Here is a 20,139-nt window from a genome sequence, read left to right on the forward strand (position 1 = left end):
GGAGATGGACATGAGCGCAGCCGAAGCCGTATCTGAAAACATGCAGTACCTTACGTTCAGGCTCGAGGACGAGGTTTTCGCCCTGGACATAACGCAGGTGAGGGAGGTGCTCGATTTTACCACGGTCACCAAGGTGCCGAGGACGCCGGACTTCATGAGGGGGGTGATAAACCTCCGGGGAAGCGTCGTGCCGGTTGTGGACATGCGCCTTAAGTTCGGCATGAGCCGCACGGAGCAGACGGTCAACACCTGCATAATAATCGTGGAGATAAGCCTCGATGGCGAGAAACTCGTCATCGGGGCGCTCGCGGACTCCGTGCAGGAGGTCATAGAGATAGAGCCCGGGCAGATAGAGCCCCCGCCGCGCATAGGAACGAGGCTCAATACCGATTTCATAAAAGGCATGGGCAAAAGGGACGAGCAGTTCATAATCATCCTGGACATCGACAGGATATTCTCTTCCAGCGAGCTCGCTGTAATAAGCGGCGAACCCGCTGCCGAGAGCGCGTGAAGCTGGATAAGGACATGGAATACGCGATAAGACCGGTCGATGAAATGGAACTAACGTCCGCAGGGGGCCTCAAGAGGCTTTCAGAAGGCGACTTCCAGAGGCTGAGCGCGTTCATCCAGCAGGAGCTCGGGATCAAGATGCCGCCGGCGAAAAAGGCGCTCCTCGAGTCCAGGCTCCAGAAGCGCCTCCGCGCGCTCGGGTGCAAGACCTTCGCCGAGTACTGCGACACGCTTTTCGGCCCGGGCGGCATGGCGCGCGAGCTGGTCTTCATGCTCGACCTGGTAACGACGAACAAGACCGATTTCTTCAGGGAGTCCCATCATTTCGACCTGCTCATCCAGAGCATACTCCCTGCATTGGTCCGCGAGTCGGGCCGCCGCGTCTCGCTCTGGAGCGCCGGCTGCTCGACGGGCGAGGAGCCGTACACTCTTTCAATGGTCCTGAGCGAGTTCGCGTCAAGCCATCCGGGGCTCGGTTTCGATTTCGACATAATGGCTACCGACATCTCCACGCGCGTGCTTGAGATGGCCTGCAAGGGTATTTACAAGGAAGAGAGGCTCGCGCCGGTGCCGGAAGGCTTCAGGAGGCGCTACTTCCTGAGGAGCAGGGACAGGTCCTCGGGCCTCGTCCGGGTCGCGCCGGAGGTGCGGGAAAGAGTCAGGTTCTCGAGGCTTAACCTCATGGAAGATGAGTTCCCGATCGAAAGCCCGCTCGACATAATCTTCTGCAGGAACGTGATCATCTATTTCAGCAAGGAGACCCAGGAGCGGCTGATGTGGAAGTTTTGCAGTTACCTCAAGCCGGGCGGGTATCTCTTCCTCGGCCATTCCGAGACCCTGAGCGGCCTCGGGCTTCCGCTAAAGAAAGTGGCCGCGTCCGTCTACATGAAGTGCTGACAGGCATTGAGCAGGGGGGAGCAAAGATGCATGACTTTTCGGACCGGGAACTCCTGGCCGTAATCGAAGAAAGGCTTGAGGCGAAGGACAGGGCCTACGCGGAGCTCGTCAAGCTTACGGGCAAGCTCGAGGAGCTCAACAGGAAGCTCATCGAGTCGGAGGAGGTCAAATCCAGCTTCCTTTCGAACATAAGGAACGAGATCAACAACCCGCTCACCTCTGTCCTCACCATGTCGGAGGTGCTCATGTCGGGCGGCGAGCTGCCGGACAACGACACCCTGAAATCCATAATAGGGATGATACACAAGGAGTCCTTCAGCCTCAATTTCCAGCTCCGGAACATCTTCGCCGCCGCCGAGCTCGAGGCCGGCGAGGCGGTGCCCGGGTTTTCAAGAGTGGACATGGACTCGATACTCAAGGACGCGGTCTCTTCCCTGGGCCACAGGGCGTCGGAAAAGAAGATAACGGTCGGACTTGACGTCCAGGCCGGGCTTGCCGAGAAGGCCTTCCGGACCGATGCGGAAAAGGTGCACAGGGTAGTCACCAACCTCCTGGCCAATGCCATCGAGTTCAGCCCCGAGGGGGGGGACATCTCAATTGCAGCCTCTGCCGAAGACGGGTGGCTCAGGGTGTCGGTAAGGGACCGCGGCCAGGGCATAGACCCCGATGATTTCAAACTGATGTTCGAGAGGTTCAAGCAGCTTGACAGCGGCGCCTCGAAGCAGCACCTGGGGCACGGCCTGGGCCTTTCGATAGTAAAAGCCACCGTGGACCTCCTGGGGGGGGACATATCTGTAGAGAGCAGCCCGGGGAAAGGCGCGCTCTTCACGGTGTCGGTCCCGGAGGCCGACATGGACGTTTCCACAGGCGACATCTCGATGGACGGCGCCGAGTTCTTCACCCAACCAGAGACCAGAAGGTTCTGACAGAGTGCTCCTGAACGCGGTAAAAGCAGGGGGACAGCACTACCTGTACCCGGGGATGCTCTTTGCCGAGACCGGCCCGCACAGCGTGGTGACCGTCCTCGGCTCCTGCGTCTCGGTCTGCCTGTGGGACCCCGAGAAGAGGGCAGGGGGGATAAACCATTATCTGCTCCCATACTGGAACGGAGAGGGCCTGAGGACTCCAAAGTACGGCAACATCGCGGTCCCGAAGCTCATAGAGCGGCTCCTCCAGGCCGGGTGCAGCAAGTCCAGGCTCGTGGCCAAGGTCTTCGGAGGAGGAGCCGTCCTTGAAAGCTCGGGTATCCTCAACGTCGGGGAGCGGAACATCGCGTTCGCCAGGGGCGCGCTGGCGGAAGCCGGCATACATATCGCCTGCGAGGACGTCGGCGGAACGCAAGGGAGGAAAATAATGTTCCATACCGGCACCGGAGAGGTGTTCGTAAGGAAGATAGGGCGGCATGAATGACGAAAAAGACAAAGGTGCTCGTAATAGACGATTCCGCGGTCGTGAGGAAGGTCCTCACGACCATAATAGGCTCGGAGCCCGACATCGAGGTCGTCGGGGCGGCAAGCGATCCCTTTATCGCGGCAGAGAAGATAGCGCACGACGTGCCTGACGTCATAACCCTCGACGTCGAGATGCCGCGCATGGACGGCATCACCTTCCTGCAGAAGATGATGAGCCAGCACCCGATACCGACGGTCGTCATATCGAGCCTCGCGGGCAGCGGCTCGGAGACAGCCTTGAGGGCGCTTGAATACGGCGCGGTCGAGATATTGCAGAAGCCGTCCATCGGCACGAAGGAGTTCCTCGAGGAATCGCGGGTGCTCATATGCGACGCCGTGAGGGCCGCTTCAGTCGCGAAGCTCAGGCGGGTGCCGGTCCATGCGGCGGCCCCAGCCCCAAAGCTGAACGCGGACGCGGTAATCGCGAAATCCAGGCCCACGAAGGCCATGCTCCGGACGACGGAGAAGGTGGTCATCCTCGGGGCCTCCACCGGCGGCACCGAGGCGATAAGCGATTTCCTCATGTCCATGCCGCTCGATTCGCCCGGCATAGTCATAGTCCAGCACATGCCCGAGAAGTTCACCGCGTCGTTCGCAAAAAGGCTCGACTCCGCGTGCAGGATATCCGTGAAAGAGGCCGAGGACAACGATACGGTCATAAGGGGGAGGGCGCTTATCGCGCCGGGGAACAGGCACATGATGCTCAAAAGGAGCGGCGCGAGATATTACGTCGAGATAAAAGACGGGCCCCTCGTATCCAGGCACAGGCCGTCTGTAGACGTCCTCTTCCGTTCCGCGGCCATGTACGCCGGGAAGAACGCAGTCGGTGTCATACTGACCGGCATGGGCGACGACGGCTCTCGGGGCATGAAGGAGATGAAGGAGGCCGGCTCGTTCAATATCGCGCAGGACGAGCGCACTTCGGTCGTATACGGGATGCCAAAGGAGGCCATAAAGGCCGGGGCAGTGGACTGCGTGCTGCCGCTTAATGAAATAGCTGGGCGGGTCCTGAAGGAATGCGCTTAGGCCTTGCGCATTCCGCTGCGGAGGGACGATTCGCAAGCTGACAGACGCTCAAGCTGCCCCGTCGTTTCCGGCGCAGGCAGGCTGCTCCCCAATTCAGGAGACATTGTCTTACCTCCCTTTTCCGGTTTGACTTAAATCCCATAAATCTGTATATTATAAGAGGCTTTGGGCGATGCCGGCACAATGGGCCCAGCGTCCGCGGCATGCAGGATGCCGGTATTTGAGACAGGTCCTTTCCGGGCTCAGCACGCGACGCGACGCGAATAACCATATGCAGCCCGTTTACCTTATGTAAAAGGCGGGTATCCCCGCCAGGCCCTTTCCCGGGGGCGACAAAGCCCTGAATTGAGAGGTGTTTCTTGCTGAGAGCCATTTTATGCGCTGTCTCTATTTTACTCTTTCCGGTTGCGGCTTCTGCGGAAAATAGCGTATTGACCATACTTTATACCGGGGCCATGAGAGGAGAGCTCGAGCCCTGCGGCTGTTCGCCTGAGAACCTTTCGGGCGGGCTCGCGAGGCTTTCTGGTTTCATAAGCGCGAACGGGGAGAAGCTCGGGCCCTATGTGCTCGTGGACTCTGGCAACTCACTCGGGGACGATTCGCGGCAGGGGAGGCTCAAGTCGGATGTGGTCGTCAGGTCGTTTTCGCTCATGAAGTACGACGCCGCCGCGCTCTCAAAGCATAATACCCATGCCGGTTCGGGGAAATCGATCAAAAAATACGGGCTTAAAGCCGTCGGCGATGTCCCCGGAGGCAAGCGCTCGGTCCGCGTCAAAAGGGGGAAGCTCGCCCTCAATATTATCGCGGACAATACCACCCCCCCGAAAAAAGGCATGCTCAATGTGCTCCTGACGGAGAGGCCCTCATCGGAGTTCGGCCAGGTTGAAGGCTGGGACGTGGTCGTGACCTCCTCCGGAGAGGTCCTGGACGAGCCCCTTACGTCCGGCAGTGCTATCGTCGTCTCCGGATACCCGAGGGGGCAGAAGCTCGGGGTCCTTACTCTCAGCCTTGATGAGAACGGCCGGATTTCGGGGTTCAGCCACCAGTGGCAGGCCCTTGGAAACGATATCAAGGAAGACGCTAAGATACGTGAAATCATTAATGAATATGACAGGAAGGTCGCGGAGCTCGTAAGGGACGAGGACATGCCCCAGGCTGGCCTGAGCCCATTCCTCGGGGCTGAGAGCTGCCAGGAATGCCACCGTGCATACCACGAGGGGTGGAAGGACACGCGACACGCCGGGGCGTTCGGCACCCTTGAGAGGGCCGGTAAACCCAGGGACCCTGAATGCGTGCAGTGCCATTCCACAGGCTATGGAGTGGAAGGCGGTTTCTACAGCATCTCAGCCACCCCGAATCTGGCCGGGGTGCAGTGCGAGGCTTGCCACGGGCCGGGCAGGGAGCATGCGAAGGACTTCAGGCCTATGCAGCCGGCAGGCGAACCCGTATGCGTCAAGTGCCATACGGAGGAGAGGAGCCCGAATTTCAAATACGAGCACTATCTCGAGGGGATAGGGCATTAGACAAGGAGGACGCATGATAAAGAGGATACTTTTACTCATCCTGGGGCTCGCATTCATCCCGCTAGCCGCCTCGGCAGCTCCGGCCCCGTCGATAAAGGGGACCTATACGGAGGTTCAGGGCAAGGAATTCAAGTTCGACGGCAAGACGGTAGAGGTGGTCGAGTTCCTGAGCTTCTATTGCGGGAGCTGCTACAAGTTCGAGGAGTCAGTGCCGGTCGTGAAGGGCAACTTCCCGAAGAAGATAAAATGGACGATAGTGCCCGTATATTGGGGACAGGCGTCTACCAAGCCGAGCGAGGCGTATTTCCTCGCCGAGGAGGCCGGGAAAGGCGAGGATATGAAGAAGGCGCTCTTCAGGGCCAACTTCATAGAGAAGAGGGACATCGGGAACATCGAGGTCCTTGAATCCCTTGCAGCCGAGATGGGGCTCGGGTTCGACTTCAGCAGGAAGCTAAGGACCGGCGCGAAAACGGAGCAGGCGAGGAAAGCGCTCGACCTGGCGAGGGAGTACGGGATAAACGAAACGCCGTCGCTCGTAATAGCGGGGAACCTCCTTACGAGCCCCCACACCCTGAACCACGACCTGAACGCCCTGAAGGACAACGCGATAACCATAATCGGCAGCATACTGAAGAAATAGGTAGGCATGGCGGACTGCTGCCAGGACAAGGCATGTGACATAGAGGCCCTCAAGGAGAAGCAGGGCGCGGTCCTCAAGGCCGTGCTGGCCATAAACGCCGTGATGTTCCTTATCGAGGCCGGGGCCGGCCTCATGGCCGGCTCAACGGCACTCCTTGCGGATTCCCTCGACATGCTCGGCGACTCTCTAGTATACGGCTTCAGCCTTTATGTGCTGGGCAGGGGCGACAGGTGGCAGGCGGCGTCGGCGCTTTTCAAGGGGCTTATCATGGCCGCGTTCGGGTTCTTCGTCCTCGGCGAAGCGGCCTATAGGATATACAACCCCGCGGTGCCGCCCGCGGACGTCATAGTCGGGATAGGGGCGCTCGCGCTCTTCGCGAACTCAATATGCCTGTGGCTCCTCTGGAGGCACCGTAGCGACGACATTAACATGCACTCCGTCTGGCTCTGCTCGCGTAACGACATCATAGCCAACGTCTCGCTTTTCATTGCCGCGGCCGGGGTCTGGGCCACAGGCTCGTGGTGGCCTGACATGGCCATAGGCCTTGTCATAGCCGCGGTCTTCCTCCGTTCCGCCCTGTTCGTCATAGGGAGGGCGGCGCGCCAGCTTAAGACGGCAGTCTGACCCCCCCCAGGCGAACTCCCGATTATTCCAGCTTAATCCGGCTCTTCCCGCCCTTGACTTATGCTCTGGCTTATGGCCAGAGTTATCTGACGGAACAATACCCGACGACAGGACAATAGTGAACGGAAACCCAAGGTTCTTTGCCGATTCCATGCTCGGCAAGCTCGCAAGGTGGATGAGGACCCTCGGCTACGATGTCGAGTACGACCCCCATATAGATGACGGCGAGCTGGCCAGGAGGGCGGCTGCCGGAGACAGGGTCGTGCTCACCAGGGACACGATGCTTGTCAAGCGGAAGGCGGTCAGGAATAGGGCCTTTTTTATAACCGGCGACCGCATAGACGACCAGCTGAGGGAGGTCGTTTCCGCATATCCTCCGGAAAAGGGGATGCTCCTTACGAGGTGCCTCCGGTGCAATGCCGTGCTGGAGGATGTCCCCCGGGAGTCTGTAATGGATAAGGTCCCGCCTTATGTCTACGCGACCCAGGAAGAGTTCTCCGTGTGCCCGGCCTGCGGGAGGACCTATTGGGGGGGGACCCACAGGGCCGGGATGCTCGAAGAACTTAAGAGAATGCTCGAAAACGGCTGAAGGCACCTCTGAACGACCTTTTCCCCGGACTCCGGGTAGTTACGGGAATAAAATTGCTCAAATATTATCATATATGCTCCGTTTTTATTCCCGGCCTTCCGGGAAAAGCGGATGAGGCCGCTTCGGAGCGCCAGTAGCCTTGCCTTGTTGATTTATACCTCCAAAGATGATAGCTTCAAATTCCTGGGTTCCCGAGACTTCAAATCAGGCATCGAATCAGTTCAGGCTGCCTGACTGTTCCAGACTTTCAGGCGGCGAGCTTCGGACTACTCGGAAAGGAGGGGCACCGATGGACGGGCATATAGTCGTCTTCACGACCGCGCAGAACCAGGACGCGGCCCTGCAGATAGCTGACGCGGTCGTAAGCGAGGGCCTTGCCGCCTGCTGCAACATGCTACCCGGCATAAGGTCAGTCTACATGTGGAAAGGCGAGATGTATGACGAGGAGGAAGTGCTCTGCATCATGAAGACCAGGAGAGCGCTCTTCGACGCGCTCAAGGCCCGCATTCTGGAGCTCCACGGCTACGAGGTCCCGGAGGTCATAGCGATAGATATAAAGGGTGGGCACTCGGATTATCTCAAGTGGATAGACCAGGTCACGGCCGGCTGATTGCAATCACCCCCCCTCCCAGGGAGAGGCCCGAATTCCTTCTCCTTTGCCGTATGAATAAAACCCCGGCCCCCTTGAAAGGGCCCGGGGTTTTATTTTGACAAAGCCCCTCTCTTTATTTACAATATCTTGTTATCGCATTTAACCGGACCGGAAGGGAAAAGGCCGTAATTTTGACTACAAAAACAGGCAACATCCGCAACTTCTCCATTATAGCTCACATAGACCACGGCAAGTCCACGCTCTCGGACAGGCTGCTCGAGTACACGGGGAGCATATCCAAAAGGGAGATGATGGACCAGTTCCTCGACAAGATGGAGCTCGAGCGCGAGCGGGGCATCACCATCAAGGCCCAGACCGCAAGGCTCTCGTACAAGGCCGACGACGGCGAAACCTATACCCTGAACCTCATAGACACCCCCGGCCACGTGGACTTCAGCTACGAGGTCTCCCGCTCGCTTTCCGCGTGCGAGGGGGCCATACTGGTGGTCGACGCCTCCCAGGGCGTCGAGGCGCAGACGCTAGCGCACCTCTACACCGCCGTGGACGTAGGCCTCGAGATATTCCCGGTGCTCAATAAGATAGACCTCCCGTCCGCGGACCCCGAAAGGATCAAGGCGGAGATAGAAGAGGTATGCGGCATCGACGCGAGCGAGTCCGTCCTCACGAGCGCAAAGGAGGGCATAGGCATAAAGGACGTGCTCGAGGCCATCGTGAAGCGCGTGCCTCCCCCGGGCGGCAATGCCGAGAGCCCCTTGAAGGCCCTCGTGTTCGACAGCTGGTATGACATATACCAGGGCGTCATAGTGCAGATACGGGTCTACGAGGGTACGATAAAAAAAGGCACCAGGCTGCGCTTCATGGCCAACGGCAAGGAGTTCGACGTCGACAACGTCGGCGTCTTCGCGCCGAAGCCGAAGGCCGTTGAGGAGCTCGGCCCAGGCGAGGTCGGCTTCGTCATAGCCGGCATAAAAGAGGTCAGGGACACGAGCGTCGGCGACACCATAACGGACGCCGCAAGCCCGACGAGCGAGCCGCTCCCCGGCTACAAGCCCGCCAAGTCGATGGTCTTCAGCGGCCTCTACCCGGTCGACTCGGTCCAGTACGAAGACCTGAAGGAGGCGGTCATGAAGCTCCGCCTGAACGACTCGTCCTTCACCTTCGAGCCGGAGACATCTCTCGCCCTGGGCTTCGGCTTCAGGTGCGGCTTCCTGGGCCTCTTCCACATGGAGATAATAAGGGAGAGGCTGGAGAGGGAATACGGCCTCGAGCTTATAACGACCGCGCCGACTGTCGTATACAGGGTCACGAAGACCGACGGGTCGGAGATGCTCGTGGAAAACCCCTCGAACCTGCCGTCCCCGCAGTTCATCGAGAAGATAGAGGAGCCGTACATACTCGCTACCGTCCACCTCCCGTCCGAGTTCCTGGGCGCGATACTCGGCCTCTGCGAAAATAAAAGGGGCATACAGCGCGAGATAAAGTACCTAAGCACCTCCCGTGTGGTCGTGGTCTATGAGATACCCCTTAACGAGATAGTCCTCGATTTCTATGATAAATTGAAGACCCTCACCAAGGGCTACGCCTCGATGGATTACGAGTACCTTGATTTCAGGGCCTCGGAGCTCGTGAAGCTCGACATACTCATAAACGGCGAGACCGTCGATGCGCTCTCCCTCATAGTGCCGAAGGAGCGGGCTTACGCCAGGGGGAGGGAGCTCACCGAGAAGATGCGCGAGATAATCCCCAGGCAGATGTTCGAGATAGCAATACAGGCCGCCATAGGGAACAAGGTCATCGCCAGGGAGACAATAAAGGCGATGAGGAAGAACGTGACCGCCAAGTGCTACGGCGGCGACATAACCAGGAAAAGGAAGCTCATCGAGAAGCAGAAGGAAGGCAAGAAGCGCATGAAGCAGGTGGGCAGGGTGGAGCTCCCGCAGGAGGCGTTCCTTGCCGTCCTCAAGGTGAGCTGATGGGGATAGAGATGGCGGAAAAGGAAAAGGAAGATAAGGCCCGGGACGAGAAACGGAAAAAAGGGCACGCGCGGGAGATAGTCGAGGCGATCGCAATCGCCCTCGTCCTGGCCCTTATCATCAGGACCTTCATCATACAGGCCTTCAAGATACCGTCGGGCTCGATGGAGGACACGCTCCTCGTGGGCGACCACATAATCGTAAGCAAGCTCTCATACGGCATACAGGTGCCCAAGCCCGCCATGATAAAGGTGCTCGGCACGACCCTCCCATTCTTCGAGACCACCCTCTACCGCACCTGGGGGGAGATAGAGCGGGGCGACGTCGTGGTCTTCCGCTTCCCCGGCGACAGGTCGAAGGACTACATAAAGAGGGTGGTCGGGCTTCCTGGCGACCGGGTGGAGATAATATCGAGGAAGATCTACATAAACGGGGAGGAATGGGACGACCCCTACGGCATAAGCAAGGGCGGGGTATATGGCGAGGAGGTCGAAAGGAGCGTATCCTTCGGCCCGTATTCGGTACCCGATGGCGCCGTCTTCGCGATCGGCGACAACCGCGACAGGAGCTACGACTCGCGGTTCTGGGGGCCGGTGCCCATAAATGACATAAAAGGGAAGGCCCTTCTCATCTACTGGTCTTGGAACAGCGATGACGGATGGATAAGGTTCGGGAGGCTAGGCCAGGCAATAAAATAAAGTTGCCATAAGCATACATCGCCCGAATTTACTTGTCAGAACAGGTTTCAATCGGCCCCCCTCTCACCCGGCGGGGCCCTCTTTTTTCCAGCCGGGCCGGGCCCTGGCCAGCAGACTCATTTTAGATATTGCAGGTTCCGGGTTTTGGTGTTATAAGCAGAATTTAACGTGATTTTCAACGGATGCGGCATTCGGGCGGGCCTGGTCAAAGAGGGGTTGAAGTGAACGGGCTTAAGCGGCTCATAGAGGACTTCGGGAGCTACCTGGCCGTTGAGAGGAACTCATCGCCGAATACCCGGCTGGGGTATCTGAGGGACCTCGAGCAGTTCCGTTCCTTTTTGGCCGAAGACGGGAAGTTCGGTGAAGACCCCGACGTATCCCTGATAGACGAGGCTGCCGTCGTCTCTTTCGTCTACTCGCTCTACGTACGCCGGAAGAAGGTCTCCATAGCCAGGAAGCTCTCTTCCATAAGGTCGTTTTTCAGGTATCTTATAAGAAAGGGGCTCGCGGCCAGGAACCCTGCCGGGAACGTGCCGACCCCGAAGACGGAAAAGTACCTCCCCACTGTACTTACTGTCGATGAGGCCTCGGCCCTTGTTGAATCGCCAGTAACGGAAGACGGCGGAAAGACGGCGCGGCGCGACCTTGCGGTCCTTGAGCTCCTTTATTCCTCGGGCATACGCCTGAGCGAGCTTACCGGCCTTGACCTTGACGATATCGACCTTGATGCCGGGACCATGCGGGTGCTCGGTAAGGGCGGCAAGGAGCGGATAGCCTATATAGGCTCAAAGGCAAGGGACGCTCTCATGGCTTACCTGGATGAGAGGGGCATGGGGAAAGGCCCGCTCTTTACGGGCAAGGGCAGGAGCGGGCGGATTTCCCAGAGGACCGTAGAGAGGCTTTTGAAGCTCTACGTCCTTCGTAGCGGCATAATGAAGGACCCCACCCCGCACTCGCTCAGGCACTCGTTCGCTACGCACCTTCTGGACGCCGGGGCCGACCTCCGGTCGATACAGGAGATGCTGGGGCACTCGAAGCTCTCTACGACTCAAAGATACACCAAAGTCGGCATGGCCGCCCTCATGGAGGCATACGACAAGGCCCACCCAAGGGCCAGGAAGACATAAGCGGAGGTCCATTTGTCAGGCATCGAGTTTCACGGGACTACGATCATAGCCGTCCGGAGGGACGGCAGGGTGGCCATAGCCGGGGACGGGCAGGTCACGCTCGGCGCGACGGTCATGAAGAAGGGGGCAGTCAAGGTGCGCCGCCTCCTTGAAGGGAAAGTGCTCGCCGGGTTCGCGGGCTCTACAGCCGACGCCATGACGCTATTCGACAAGTTCGAGGCCAAGCTCGAGGCCGCAAGGGGTAACATCACCAGGGCCGTAATAGAGCTCGCGAAGGACTGGCGGACCGACAGGATACTCCGGAGGCTCGAGGCCCTTCTGGTGGTGGCGGACAGGGAGCATACATTCGTCATCTCCGGTAACGGCGACGTCATCGAGCCCGAGGAGGGGATAGCGGCCATAGGCTCTGGCGGCGCGTTCGCCCTGGCCGCGGCAAAGATGCTCGCGAGGCACACGGCCCTGGACGCCAGGACCATAGCGGAGGAGGCCCTTAAGACAGCCGCCGAGATATGCATCTATACGAATAATAATATAACAGTCGAGGAGTTGTCTTAAAAAGCCTCAAAAACAAATAGTTACCGGAAAATATTAAGGGTGCCTCTAAAAAACAGGAATTTTTTCTGAGGTCAAGGAAGGGCGGAAATAAAAAGCGCAGCATATATGGGAATATGTGAGCATTTTTATTTCCGCCCTGACACAGAGATCAGGAAAAATAATTATTTTTAGAGGCAGCCTGAAGAAGGTTTGTTACCATGAAAAGCTTTACCCCAAGGGAAATAGTATCGGAGTTGGATAAGTTCATCATAGGCCAGAAGCTCGCCAAGCGGGCCGTGGCCATAGCTCTCAGGAACCGCTGGCGCCGCCAGCAGGTGAGGGCCGACCTCCGGGACGAGATATACCCCAAGAACATAATAATGATAGGCCCCACGGGCGTCGGCAAGACCGAGATATCGAGGAGGCTCGCGAAGCTCGCACAGGCCCCGTTCATAAAGGTGGAGGCGAGCAAGTTCACCGAGGTCGGCTACGTGGGCCGGGACGTCGAGAGCATAATAAGGGACCTTGCCGAGCTTGCGGTCAAGATGGTGAAGGACGAGGAGAGGGTCAGGGTAAGGGTGAAGGCCAAGGACCTGGCCGAGGAGAGGATCCTCGACCTCCTCCTTCCGCCCGCGACGGTCTCTCCGCTCCAGGTCGCCGACCACGAGAAGATAGCCAAGGAGCGGGAGGCGCAGAAGTCCACGCGCGAGAAGCTCCGTTTGCTGCTACGCGAAGGCAAGCTCGACGACAAGGAGATAGAGGTAGAGACCAGCGAGCAGCAGAAGATGCCCTCAATAGAGATACTTTCGTCCCAGGGCGGGTTGGAGGATATGGACATGAACCTCAAGGACATGTTCTCGAACATCTTCCCGAAGAAGACACGGAGGCGGAAGGTCAAGGTCCCCGACGCCAGGGAGCTACTCATAAACGAGGAGAGCCAGCGCCTCATCGACATGGAGAAGGTCACGAAGGAGGCGGTCGAGAGGGTCGAGCAGTCGGGCATCGTCTTCATAGACGAGATAGACAAGATAGCGGGCCGCCAGTCCGGGCAGACCCCGGACGTATCCAGGGAAGGCGTGCAGAGGGACCTCCTCCCCATAGTAGAGGGCTCGACCGTCAACACCAAGCACGGCATGGTAAAGACCGACCACATACTCTTCATCGCCTCGGGCGCGTTCCACATAGCCAAGCCCTCTGACCTCATACCCGAGTTCCAGGGCCGCTTCCCCATAAGGGTCGAGCTCGGCCCGCTCGGCGAGGAGGACTTCATAAGGATACTCACCGAGCCGGAGAACGCGCTCCTCAAGCAGTACAAGGCGCTCCTCGAGACAGAGGGCATAGAGGTGGAATACACCGACGACGGCGTGAGGGAGATAGCCTCCATCGCGACGATAGTGAACGACAGGATGGAGAACATAGGCGCGCGGAGGCTCCACACCGTGATGGAGAGGGTCTTCGACGAGATATCCTTCAACGCGCCGGACATGGCCGAGAAGAAGGTGGTCATAGACCGGGAGTACGTGAGCAGCAGGCTCTCGGACATTGTGAAGGACGAAGACCTGTCGAGGTACATCCTGTAAGGGATAGCCGTGGCGTCCGGGGGAGCCAGCGGCTCAGCCCCGGAATCCACGGATATTTTTTATCTAAAAATTGACCTTTTCCCCGGACTCTTTGTCAGGCCGGGAATAAAAATGCTCACATATAGTCATATATGCTCCGCTTTTTATTCCCGCCCTTCTGGAAAAGCGGGGAAGATCTCCAATTTTTAGGGAGTTGCCTTTATTGGCGTGTTTTTACCCCGCTATCGGGGCAAGAGAATATGGAGCAAGCCCGTGCAGAAGAACATTGAAAAGATACGCACACTTTTCGAATCGCTTCCGTACATAAGGAAGTTCTTCAACAAGACCGTGGTCATAAAGTACGGCGGCCACGCAATGATAGACGACGCCCTCAAGAAGAGCTTCGCCAGGGACATCGTCCTCATGAAGTACGTCGGCATAAACCCGGTCATAGTGCACGGGGGCGGGCCGCAGATAGGCGGGCTCCTTGCGAGGCTCGGCAAGGAGTCGAGGTTCGTAAAGGGCATACGCGTGACCGACAACGAGACAATGGACGTCGTGGAGATGGTCCTCGTCGGGAAGATAAATAAGGAGATAGTCGGGCTCATAAACCACTTCGGCGGCAAGGCCGTGGGCCTCGGCGGCAAGGACGGCGGGCTCATAAAGGCCAAGAGGCTCAATATAAAAGGCGAGGAGATGGGCTACGTCGGCGACGTAGAGGCCATAGACCCGGGTGTGCTCGCGGTCCTTGAAGAGAGCGACTTTATTCCGGTAATCGCCCCGGTAGGCGGAGACGAGGAAGGGACGAGCTTCAACATAAACGCCGACACGGTAGCCGGGAAGATCGCATCGGCCCTGAACGCCGAGAAGCTCATCCTCCTTACGGATGTTGCCGGCGTGCTCGACAAGGACAAGAAGCTCATATCCTCACTTACCCTTTCAGAGGCGCGGGCGCTAATTACGAAGAAGATAGCCGTGGGCGGCATGATACCCAAGCTCCAGTGCTGCATGGAGGCGGTGGTATCCGGCGTAAAGAGGGCCCATATAATCGACGGCAGGGTCGAGCACGCGGTGCTGTTGGAGGTATTCACTGACGCAGGGGTGGGCACGGCGATAGGGCTCAAGAAGTAAGGCGGCAACGGCTAAGGAAATAAGAGGTTTAGCCCCCCTCTTTTTTAAAGAGGGGGAGGGGGAGGGGGAGATTATCGTTGCGATCATTACGAGACGCTTTAGCGCCGTGGCAATCTCAGTCCTTCGCAACTTTCATATAATCCCCCTTTAGAAAAAGGGGAAATCTGGAAAACCGGAGGACACTGAGTTGTCGAACGCGGACATCATAGCTCTTACATCGAAGCATGTCGCCAACACATACGGCAGGTTCCCTGTCGCGCTCGTAAGGGGCGAGGGGACGCGGGTATGGGACGCGGACGGGAAGGAATACCTCGATTTCGTCTCCGGCCTGGCAGTCTGCAACCTCGGCCACTGCCACCCCAAGGTGGTGGCAGCCATAAGGGAGCAGGCAGGCAAGCTCATCCACGTTTCCAACCTCTATCATATTGAGACTCAGTCCGAGCTTGCGAGGCTCCTTACGGAGAACTCGTTCGCTGACAGGGTCTTTTTCTGCAACTCGGGCGCGGAGGCTAACGAGGCGGCCCTTAAGCTTTCGAGGAAGTTCTTCAGCGACAGGGGCGCGAACAGGCATCGCATAGTAAGCATGGAGCAGTCCTTCCATGGACGCACCTTTGCCGCGCTTGCGGCTACGGGGCAGAAGAAATACCAGTCCGGTTTCGAGCCGCTGCTTGAGAGGTTCGTCTACGCGCCCTTTAACGACATCGAGGCCGCAAAGAGGGTGGTGGACGACTCGACCGCCGCCGTCCTGGTCGAGCCCATACAGGGCGAGGGCGGGGTGAACGTGCCTTCCCCGAACTATCTGAAGGAGCTGAAGGAGGTCTGCAAAAAGGCCGGGGCTCTCCTCATATTCGACGAGGTGCAGGTCGGCATGGGCCGCACAGGGACGCTTTTCGCATACGAGAACTACGGCGCGGCCCCGGACATAATGACCCTCGCAAAAGGGCTTGCCGGAGGGGTCGCCATAGGCGCTATGCTGGCTACCGATGCGGTCGCCGCTTCGTTCGTGCCCGGCACACATGCCTCGACCTTCGGCGGGAACCCGCTTGCGACAGCAGCCGGCATAGCCGCCGTGACTACTTTGATAGGTGACGGGGTGCTGGAGAACTGCAAAAAAGTCGGGGCCTATCTCGAAGGCAGGCTCAACGACTTGAAAGCCAGATACGGCTTCATACAAGAGGTGAGGGGCAAGGGGCTCATATTGGGCATGGAGCTTGCCGAAGGCATAAAGGGCGGCGAGATAGTGAAGGATTGCATTGCAAAGGGGCTCCTAATAAACTGCGTCGGAGACAAGGTCCTTCGCTTCATACCGGCCCTTATCGTTACGGAAAAGGAAGTGGACGAGATGCTGGGGATATTAGAATCAGTATTGAATGAAAAATGAATATGATAACTATGCTGAAACTTGAAGATTTAGAAAAAGAATTAGCTATTTCATCGCTTCGAATGGTTTTGAATGAGCATATTTTAGGAGGAGAACCAATTTGTTTTTCTAAAGATAAGAAGTTAGTCTATATTCTGAAAAGAAAGATAGCTGATTATTTTGGTATTCACCTGAAAATGATCGAAATTGTTGGAAGTGCCAAGCTTGGAATTAGTTTGAGTGATACTAGGTGGGGCAAAAAATTTGACAATAAGTCCGACATTGATTTGGCAATTGTTTCACCAGAATTGTTTGATAAAGCTTGGGATGATTTAAGGGAATTAGATTCCAACTATTATTCGCTTAAAGATCAAGATATTGTTTTCTTAAAAGAGTGTTTTCGAGATATACCAGATGGATATATAAGTCCAGATAAATTGCCAAAGAAATCTGAATTTCGGAAAAAATGGTGGCAGATTTTTATTGATTTATCTAGTAAGGAAGAATTTGAGTATCGAAAAATTAGAGGGCGCCTGTTTAGAAGCTGGTTTTTTGTGGAAAAATATTACTCTATTCAACTTCGTAAAATCAAAGGAGCTAAATAATGCAGCTTAATCAAACATCGCACCCAATTAGCTGGTTTAGGGATAGAAATATTGAGAAAGCATTAATAATAAAGCCGCCATATCAAAGAAAGCCTGTATGGATTCCTACTCAGAAAGCTTATTTGATTGATACTATTTTAAAGAAATATCTAATTCCAGAAATATATATACATCGCGAAACAGATGCGACTGGGAATAGTATTTACAATATCGTTGATGGCCAGCAAAGGATAAAAAGCATATTGGATTTCATTACGGGGGATTTGCCTCTTTCAGAGGAATACAATCCAGAGTATGCTGATTATGAATTTTCGGAATTACCAGATGCAATAAGGAAAGAGTTTTGGAATTATACATTGTTTTGCAGGGAAATTACTGACGCAACTGAAGAAGAGGTGCGGAATTTATTCAAGAGAATGAATCGTAATGTTGTTGCATTAAATCCCCAAGAACTTAGGCATGCAACCTATTCAGGGGACTTTATTAAACTAATGGAAGAATTAGCAGAAAATGAATTTTGGGCGGAAAATCGCATCGTTACCACAAGTGAAATCAGAAGAATGAAGGATGTGCAATTTGTAAGTGAATTATTTGTTTCAATGATGAATGGTATTCAAGATAAAACTAAAGAGCTGGATAATTTTTATGCTCAATATGAACAAAATTTCGTAGATAAAACAAGATGGCATCGTCTCTTTGAAAAAATTTTAGATCAAATAAATTCAATTTTGGGAGATTTAAAGTGTACAAGATGGAGAAATAAATCTGATTTCTATAGTCTTTTTATGGCTTTGAAGGAAATACTTGGTGAGAATAGTATACCACAAAGGAATTGGATTAAGCTGTCTTCTGCGTTGATGTCATTTTCTGAGCAGGTGAATGATTTTATTGCAATTCAGAAAGAAAAGAAAAAGAAAAGATTTTCTAGTGACATTCAAAATTATGCGAGCGCGGTAACAAAAGCAGCAACAGATAAGGGTAGCCGCGTTCTTAGGACTAAAATTGTACATGAAATTCTAAGAAAATATGCAGTTAAAAATCCATAGGGAAATCTCAATGCACCTCCTTACAATAGCCGACCTTAAAAAAGACGATATCGACCGCCTCATAGGAAACGCGGTCACCTTGAAGTCCCGCCACAAGAAGGGCATCCCGCACAATCCTTTACGCGGCAGGACGCTCGCGCTCATATTCGAGAAGTCCTCGACGAGGACGCGCGTATCCTTCGAGGCCGCCATGCACCAGCTCGGCGGGAGCGCCATATTCATGAGCCAGAGGGACTCGCAGATAGGCCGGGGCGAGCCCATAAAGGACACCGCGCGCGTGATGTCCCGGTACGTCGACGCCGTTGTCATCAGGACCTTCGGCCACGGGATAATAGAGGAGTACGCGAAGTATTCTTCCGTCCCGGTCATAAACGGCCTCACCGACCTCCATCACCCCTGCCAGGTGCTCGCGGACCTCATGACGGTAGTCGAGAAAAAAGGCGGCTACGAAGGCATAAAGGCCTGCTGGATAGGCGACGGCAACAACATGGCCAACTCGTGGATAGAGGCTGCAATGCAGCTTAAGTTCGAGCTTACGCTCGCCTGCCCCAATGGATATTGGCCCGAAAAGGCGATACTCGATAAGGCCGTTGCCGCAAACCCGAAGATACGCGTAGTCGAAAGCGTGGAAGAGGCCGCAAAGGGAGCGGACGTCCTCAATACCGACGTCTGGGCGAGCATGGGGCAGGAGGAAGAGGCAGAGGCGAGGAAAAAGGCCTTCGAGGGCTACCAGATAAACGAGAAGCTACTTGGGCTTGCGAAGAAGGACGCGATAGCGCTCCACTGCCTCCCCGCGCACAGGGGTGAGGAGATAACAGACGAGGCGATGGAAGGCCCGGCGTCCGCCATATGGGACCAGGCCGAGAACAGGCTTCACATACAGAAGGCCGTGCTCGAATGGCTGCTGGCCGGAAAAAAAAGCGAAGGAGCTTGAGATGTCAAGGGGTGTTGGCGTTAAGAAGGTCGTTCTGGCGTACTCCGGGGGGCTCGACACCTCGGTCATAATGAAGTGGCTCATCGAGAAGTACGGGTGCGAGGTAATAGCGTTCTCCGCCGATATCGGGCAGGGCGACGTCGAGATAGACGGCATAAGGAAGAAGGCCCTTGCTACCGGCGCGAAGAGGGTCTACATAAAAGACCTTAGAGAGGAGTTCGTAAGGGACTTCGTGTTCCCCATGCTCAGGGCGTCTTCGGTCTACGAGGGCGCGTATCTTCTGGGCACGTCGATCGCAAGGCCCCTCATAGCCAAGGCGCAGATGGAGATAGCGGCAAAGGAGAAGGCGGACGCCGTATCCCACGGCTCTACGGGAAAAGGCAACGACCAGGTCCGCTTCGAGCTCGCCTATTATTCGATGGACCCGCACATAAAGGTCATCGCGCCCTGGCGGGAGTGGGACATGAAGGGCAGGGCCGACCTCGTGGATTACGCGAAAAAGCACGGCATACCGGTGCCGGTAACCAAGAAAAAGCCCTACAGCTCGGACAGGAACCTTTTTCACATAAGCTTCGAGGGCGGCATACTCGAAGACCCCTGGGCCGAGGCGCCCGAGAGCATGTACGTCCTGAGCGTCGCCCCTGAAAAGGCCCCGAACAGGGCCACGTACGTCGAGATAGGGTTTGAGAACGGGAACCCTGTTTCGGTGAACGGAAAGAAACTGTCCCCTGCAAGACTCCTTGAGCTGCTCAATGAGATGGGCGGCAAGAACGGGGTCGGCAGGCTCGACATGGTCGAGAACCGCTACGTGGGCATGAAGTCAAGGGGCGTTTACGAAACGCCGGGCGGCACGATACTTCACGCCGCGAGGAGGGCGGTAGAGTCCATCACAATGGACAGGGAACTCCTGCATCTACGCGACAGCCTCTCGCAGAAGTACTCGACCCTCGTATATAACGGCTACTGGTTCTCGCCCGAGAGAAAGGCACTGCAGTCCCTTATCGACGACGCGACGAGCGGCGTTACCGGCATTGCGAGAGTCAAGCTCTACAAGGGCGGGGTGATGGTAGTCGGGAGGAAGGCCGAACAGTCGCTCTATCACCCGGACTTCGCCACCTTCGAGGAGGATACTGTCTACAACCAGAAGGACGCGGAAGGGTTCATAAAGATAAATGCGCTCCGGCTCAAGATAAAGTCGATGGTAGAGAAGGCCGTCACGGCAACGCCCGGGAAAACCGTGAAGAAAGCCCGGAAGACCGTCAAGACGGCCCCGGTCCAGAAGGGCGCGGCCATATCCGC

At 56.3% G+C, this 20,139-nt stretch carries 20 protein-coding genes and 1 pseudogene; all 21 read left to right on the forward strand.

Annotated elements, in window-relative coordinates; genetic code table 11:
- Nucleotides 1-10 precede the first annotated feature (10 nt).
- The 21 genes and pseudogenes from QY316_05310 to QY316_05410 all read left to right on the forward strand — a co-directional run bounded on the left by QY316_05310 (nt 11) and on the right by QY316_05410 (nt 20,047).
- The gene (locus QY316_05310; GenBank protein ID WKZ33817.1) at nt 11-511 is read left to right on the forward strand and encodes a chemotaxis protein CheW; all 501 of its coding nucleotides are present in this window, start codon (nt 11-13) and stop codon (nt 509-511) included.
- A 44-nt stretch (nt 512-555) separates the two neighbouring features.
- The gene (locus QY316_05315; GenBank protein WKZ34082.1) at nt 556-1,407 is read left to right on the forward strand and encodes a protein-glutamate O-methyltransferase; all 852 of its coding nucleotides are present in this window, start codon (nt 556-558) and stop codon (nt 1,405-1,407) included.
- Nucleotides 1,408-1,433: 26 nt separating this feature from the next.
- Complete coding sequence (locus tag QY316_05320) at nt 1,434-2,333, forward strand: HAMP domain-containing sensor histidine kinase (protein WKZ33818.1); 900 nt, start codon at nt 1,434-1,436, stop codon at nt 2,331-2,333.
- A 4-nt stretch (nt 2,334-2,337) separates the two neighbouring features.
- Entirely contained in the window at nt 2,338-2,817 is a 480-nt protein-coding gene (locus QY316_05325) for a chemotaxis protein CheD (protein WKZ33819.1), read from the forward strand.
- Complete coding sequence (locus tag QY316_05330; GenBank protein WKZ33820.1) at nt 2,814-3,884, forward strand: chemotaxis response regulator protein-glutamate methylesterase; 1,071 nt, start codon at nt 2,814-2,816, stop codon at nt 3,882-3,884. Before QY316_05325 ends, QY316_05330 begins: the two co-directional genes overlap by 4 nt.
- Before the next feature lie 431 nt (nt 3,885-4,315).
- The gene (locus QY316_05335) at nt 4,316-5,407 is read left to right on the forward strand and encodes a multiheme c-type cytochrome (GenBank protein WKZ33821.1); all 1,092 of its coding nucleotides are present in this window, start codon (nt 4,316-4,318) and stop codon (nt 5,405-5,407) included.
- 13 nt (nt 5,408-5,420) lie between these two features.
- The gene (locus QY316_05340) at nt 5,421-6,047 is read left to right on the forward strand and encodes a DsbA family protein (protein WKZ33822.1); all 627 of its coding nucleotides are present in this window, start codon (nt 5,421-5,423) and stop codon (nt 6,045-6,047) included.
- 6 nt (nt 6,048-6,053) lie between these two features.
- Nucleotides 6,054-6,671 (forward strand): cation diffusion facilitator family transporter, encoded by a 618-nt coding sequence (locus QY316_05345; GenBank protein ID WKZ33823.1) that lies wholly within the window; start codon nt 6,054-6,056, stop codon nt 6,669-6,671.
- A gap of 118 nt (nt 6,672-6,789) precedes the next feature.
- Nucleotides 6,790-7,260: a Mut7-C RNAse domain-containing protein gene (locus QY316_05350; protein ID WKZ33824.1), complete on the forward strand. Its 471-nt coding sequence runs from the start codon at nt 6,790-6,792 to the stop codon at nt 7,258-7,260.
- Between the two features lie 289 nt (nt 7,261-7,549).
- Nucleotides 7,550-7,870 carry a divalent-cation tolerance protein CutA gene (cutA, locus tag QY316_05355; protein WKZ33825.1) on the forward strand — a complete coding sequence of 107 codons (321 nt, stop codon included), beginning with the start codon at nt 7,550-7,552 and terminating at the stop codon, nt 7,868-7,870.
- A 173-nt stretch (nt 7,871-8,043) separates the two neighbouring features.
- Nucleotides 8,044-9,846 (forward strand): translation elongation factor 4, encoded by a 1,803-nt coding sequence (gene lepA / locus QY316_05360; protein WKZ33826.1) that lies wholly within the window; start codon nt 8,044-8,046, stop codon nt 9,844-9,846.
- Nucleotides 9,846-10,544 (forward strand): signal peptidase I, encoded by a 699-nt coding sequence (gene lepB / locus QY316_05365; GenBank protein ID WKZ33827.1) that lies wholly within the window; start codon nt 9,846-9,848, stop codon nt 10,542-10,544. Before lepA ends, lepB begins: the two co-directional genes overlap by 1 nt.
- Nucleotides 10,545-10,765: 221 nt before the next feature.
- Nucleotides 10,766-11,671, forward strand: coding sequence for a tyrosine-type recombinase/integrase (locus tag QY316_05370; GenBank protein ID WKZ33828.1), 906 nt, complete (start codon nt 10,766-10,768; stop codon nt 11,669-11,671).
- A 21-nt stretch (nt 11,672-11,692) separates the two neighbouring features.
- Nucleotides 11,693-12,226: an ATP-dependent protease subunit HslV gene (gene hslV, locus QY316_05375; GenBank protein ID WKZ34083.1), complete on the forward strand. Its 534-nt coding sequence runs from the start codon at nt 11,693-11,695 to the stop codon at nt 12,224-12,226.
- Between the two features lie 197 nt (nt 12,227-12,423).
- The gene (gene hslU, locus QY316_05380; protein WKZ33829.1) at nt 12,424-13,785 is read left to right on the forward strand and encodes an ATP-dependent protease ATPase subunit HslU; all 1,362 of its coding nucleotides are present in this window, start codon (nt 12,424-12,426) and stop codon (nt 13,783-13,785) included.
- Between the two features lie 252 nt (nt 13,786-14,037).
- A complete protein-coding gene (gene argB, locus QY316_05385; GenBank protein WKZ33830.1) occupies nt 14,038-14,895 on the forward strand; it encodes an acetylglutamate kinase in 858 nt (285 codons plus the stop codon).
- 187 nt (nt 14,896-15,082) lie between these two features.
- Nucleotides 15,083-16,276 (forward strand): aspartate aminotransferase family protein, encoded by a 1,194-nt coding sequence (locus tag QY316_05390; GenBank protein WKZ33831.1) that lies wholly within the window; start codon nt 15,083-15,085, stop codon nt 16,274-16,276.
- A 2-nt stretch (nt 16,277-16,278) separates the two neighbouring features.
- Entirely contained in the window at nt 16,279-16,860 is a 582-nt protein-coding gene (locus tag QY316_05395; protein ID WKZ33832.1) for a hypothetical protein, read from the forward strand.
- Nucleotides 16,860-17,906 carry a DUF262 domain-containing protein gene (locus QY316_05400; protein WKZ33833.1) on the forward strand — a complete coding sequence of 349 codons (1,047 nt, stop codon included), beginning with the start codon at nt 16,860-16,862 and terminating at the stop codon, nt 17,904-17,906. The genes QY316_05395 and QY316_05400 overlap by 1 nt, the downstream gene beginning before the upstream one ends.
- Nucleotides 17,907-17,916: 10 nt before the next feature.
- Entirely contained in the window at nt 17,917-18,840 is a 924-nt protein-coding gene (gene argF / locus QY316_05405) for an ornithine carbamoyltransferase (GenBank protein ID WKZ33834.1), read from the forward strand.
- Nucleotide 18,841: 1 nt separating this feature from the next.
- Nucleotides 18,842-20,047, forward strand: a pseudogene (locus QY316_05410) (argininosuccinate synthase).
- Nucleotides 20,048-20,139 lie beyond the last annotated feature (92 nt).

It is taken from the genome of Thermodesulfobacteriota bacterium (assembly GCA_030583865.1).
Taxonomy (GTDB): domain Bacteria; phylum Desulfobacterota; class GWC2-55-46; order GWC2-55-46; family GWC2-55-46; genus UBA5799.